Raw genomic sequence first — 3823 nt, 5'->3', positions numbered from 1 at the left:
TCTCACTTATTGACCCAGATACTAATAAATTGCATACCTATATGGTGAAACCTGGTCAAGTTGTTTTTATTCCGATGGCTTGGTGGCATTGGATTATACCTAAATCAGAAAAATTGCATCTCCACCTCTTTTTTAACAATGACCAACGTGAAACAGCAGAAGGTTCTGATACGTTACGACTAACACCTCCAGAAGTTTTCCAACTAGCATATGGTGTTGATGCTACAAAAATAGCCGATGTATTAACTCCAATTAAAGAATCAGTCGTAATTGGACCACCTCATCCTATAACTCGCCAAACTTACACACCGAATACAAGTCGTGTAAAACCAGAAGAAGCTCCAAAACAAAATCAGAAAAAAGAAGAAATAGCAATCAATATAAATGGTAAAAATTTTAAATTATAAGACTTAAATACTAAAAAGTCCCCTCTCAATTAAGAGAAGGGCTTTTACTTATTTCACACGTAAATTTTGTCCGACATAAATTTTATCGATATTCTTTAAACTATTCCAATTTTTAATTTGGGCTGTGGAACTTCCGTATTTTTTAACTAATGCTGATACGGTGTCGCCACTTTTAACAGTATGATATTTTTTTGTACTATTTGTTGATACTGATCCAGTGACTTTTAGTTTCAGACCGATATTAATTTTGCCTGGGTCTTTAATTCCATTAAGACTTACTAGGGCTTTTACTGTTGTTTTGTATTTTTTTGCAATCAAGCTAAGTGTGTCGCCTTTTTTTACAGTATAAGTTGTTGTGGATGTACTGGATGTATTGGGCGGGCTAACAGTATTTTCTGTGTCCGTGAAATCCCTATCGGCTACATTTAAATCTACCTTTGTGCTAATACCATTTATTTTACCTGAATCAGAATGTTGCCAAATATCTGCGCTACGTCCCAATGTGCTGTTGTATCGAGCAATCCACAAAGTATACTTCTTCAATCTTGATTCATCTAAAGCATTCTCAAGAAAGGATTTACCTGTATATAACATAGCAGTATGTCCTGCATCTTCAATGGCCTCTAAAAATGCAATAGCGGCGTCAGTTAGTGTCTTTTTCTTTGCCTTTTTTTTGTTTTCTTCAAGGTCAAGAACAGCAGGGTAATTTAAACCAATAGAACTGATAGAATCTATAAAATACGCAGCCTCAGCCTTTGCTTCTGCTACAGTAGCAAACTTAGCATAGTGATAGGCCCCCACTTTTAATCCCGCTGCCAAAGCTTTAGGAGCATTTTCTTTAAAGTAGGAAAGCTTAGAATAACTCGTTCCCTCGGTAGCTTTAATAAATACAAACTTCACACCATCTTTTGCGACTTTGTTCCAATTAATTACACCTTGCCAATGTGAAACATCAATTCCTTTTATAGTTGTCATATTAATCTCCTCCTCTTTTTTTAAAAGAATAGCCACCCAACGGGCAGCTTTTTTTTGAAGTTCCTTCTCTTTTTGCTATTAACTCATAAAGCCCTGTTCCACCAAGACCAGCGAATGCACCAGCCCATAACCTTAAGACAATATCCATATCTGTGAAAGGAAAAGCAACAGAACCTACCCCTAGCCCGATTACTAGACTTAGTATAGGTAAAGCGTTGTTTGGTAAATTGACTGTGTGCTTTACGACCTGAACCACGGCCGCGACTATGGGAGCCAATATAGTTGTAATGATTAATACTTGCTGCATGATTTCGTTATCCATTTTAAATCTCTCCCTTTTTTTCGATTTGATCAATACGTTTATGTGCCTGTTTAGTACTTTTATCTATGCGTATTACTGTCTTTGACAATGCAGTCCAACGTTGGTCACTAGCTTTAAAATCAATCCTAATTGAATCATCTGATTGACCAATATTGTCTAATTTTGTTCTTATAATTGCCGATTCTGTAGCATCACTTTTAACATCCTTGTCCCTATTTCAGTTAAATGTAAAGAAACCAATAATAAAACTAGCAGTTGCGATTATTACACCGATTTTAATTGTCAAAACATGACCTCCTTGAACGCTCAATGCATAATAAAAAGCCGATTCAAAATTTAGAGACGACTTGAAATTTGTTGCGATTTAGTTTTTTAGTTACCGCACAGTTTGTTCCTATTCGGGTCCTACCAACAAAATGCGGAAAACATACGCTAAGGGAGTAACATCAGGAAAATACAGATTTACAACGGTAAAGAAATCCAAATATATAAAGCCTAATTTCTCGCTTTTAACACCGAGAAATTAGGCTTTAGTTACTTCATTAAAGAGCCCGTTAGCGGAGTAGCGAAAATGATCCTAATATGAGTTTACTTGTTTACAAGAAATTCTTTTGTGACTAACATCTTATTAAACTATATGAACCTTTACAAAGAAAGAGCGCATTTCTTATTCCTGGCAATGCGCCCTAAACTTGCTTACCTATTTTTTCCCCATCAATTTATACCATTTCTTAAAGATAAACCTGCTTAATTCAACCCATACCCAGCTATATATAAAAGAAAAAATGTAAATAAATCCTATAACTTTTAATGAAAGAGATGTACTGGCGATTGGTCCTAAAACAGGGAAATGGACAATATATAGAAGAAAACAAATTCCACCCATTAATAATATAGACGTAAAAACTATGATGCCAATTCGTCTTTTTAAAATAAGAAGAGCTATTCCAAGTCCTAAACCTACTATCCCTGTTGTAAACGGGAAAACAAATGATTCGCCAGGTTGGATCAGAATCAATAAAAGAAACGTTAAAACATAACTTTGAAGCCCAAAGGGAATAGATATAATGGTACAAATCAAGATAGGGAGAGTGGCAAAAGGACTGATTAAATAACCGATCCCTGGGAGAAAGTTTCCGGTTGACTGCAGGATAGCTGCAAGTGCAGAAAAAAGGGCGGCTAATACGAGCTTTTTAGAATAAGAGAACGTTTTAAAATAATGGTGGAGCATGTATGATTCATGTGATAAAATGCTAAACCAATTCATGAGTTCCTCCTTCTCTTCTTACAGCACATAAGCTTTATTCCTCCATTCTTTTTTCGGTACATTAGAAACTTCACATAAAACGCATTTATCTATGCAATCGCCATCATTACATCACTTATACCTACTAACATTTGCCGGTTTTAAGATTGACTCGTACGACTTTAAATCCAAAGTTCTTTCCGCGGATACAAAGTCCATATCCCTGGTTTGGTCGATAAACCTTTCACCGACATGGCCGAATGACTGTTGAGTTGAAAAATCGAATATATTTGATGAACTGTGACGTTCAAAACGAGCCAACGTTTGTCCGGCTATTTTTATCGTTAACAAAAAAGTAATACAAATGACTACGAAGAAGCATCATTTGCAGCAGGATTGAATTTTGGTCTTGAAGAGGGAGAACTTTTTTTAAAACGCTATCATCTTCAATATTGGATTCAGTTTTTAGTTAAGACGAAATCAATACTATTTAATGAAAGAAAATAACGAAGTAAAAGAAATTGGAACCTTAGATGTTATTTATGAAGGACAACCGACAAAAATACGGATTCAAGCTGAAATTCATATTGAAGATGTTTAGAAAGAGATTGTTCTATATATGTTTATATTATTAAGTAAATTCCCGAAATTCCCCGGCCCTAATTTGATTCTAATAGAACAGCTCTAATCATATTCTTAAAAAAGAAAACAATAAGAAGGAGTGTAAAGTTAGTTGATAAAAGTTAAGGTTAGTTTACGGCCCATTGTAAGTAAAATAAATTTACCCACTGTTTTGAAAACAGCAATACTTCCGGGTGACTCAATTGAAAGATTATTTATTGCAACTCAGGTAGGAGAGATCTTTTACATAGG

5 protein-coding genes are annotated in these 3823 nt (G+C 35.0%); 1 reads left to right on the top strand and 4 read right to left on the bottom strand.

The window, feature by feature from the left end; all coding sequences use genetic code 11:
* Positions 1–407: cupin domain-containing protein (locus AC1DUW_RS23015; RefSeq protein WP_477643549.1), on the top strand; the 407-nt coding region annotated here is incomplete at its 5' end.
* A gap of 48 nt (positions 408–455) precedes the next feature.
* On the opposite strand, the gene AC1DUW_RS23010 is transcribed toward AC1DUW_RS23015, so the two are convergent.
* The 4 genes from AC1DUW_RS23010 to AC1DUW_RS22995 form a co-directional block, all read right to left on the bottom strand.
* On the bottom strand, positions 456–1382 hold the full coding sequence (locus AC1DUW_RS23010) for a glycoside hydrolase family 25 protein (RefSeq protein ID WP_053345465.1): 927 nt from the start codon (positions 1380–1382) through the stop codon (positions 456–458).
* A gap of 1 nt (position 1383) precedes the next feature.
* Positions 1384–1704 carry a holin gene (locus AC1DUW_RS23005; RefSeq protein ID WP_379147241.1) on the bottom strand — a complete coding sequence of 107 codons (321 nt, stop codon included), beginning with the start codon at positions 1702–1704 and terminating at the stop codon, positions 1384–1386.
* Between the two features lie 700 nt (positions 1705–2404).
* Positions 2405–2971: a hypothetical protein gene (locus AC1DUW_RS23000; RefSeq protein WP_053345464.1), complete on the bottom strand. Its 567-nt coding sequence runs from the start codon at positions 2969–2971 to the stop codon at positions 2405–2407.
* Positions 2972–3082: 111 nt separating this feature from the next.
* Positions 3083–3301 (bottom strand): hypothetical protein, encoded by a 219-nt coding sequence (locus tag AC1DUW_RS22995; RefSeq protein WP_477643548.1) that lies wholly within the window; start codon positions 3299–3301, stop codon positions 3083–3085.
* Between the last annotated feature and the right edge of the window lie 522 nt (positions 3302–3823).

This window comes from Peribacillus sp. P4_C12, assembly GCF_056402095.1.
Note: the sequence above shows the minus strand (reverse complement) of the source record. Positions and strands in the feature narration are given on the sequence as shown.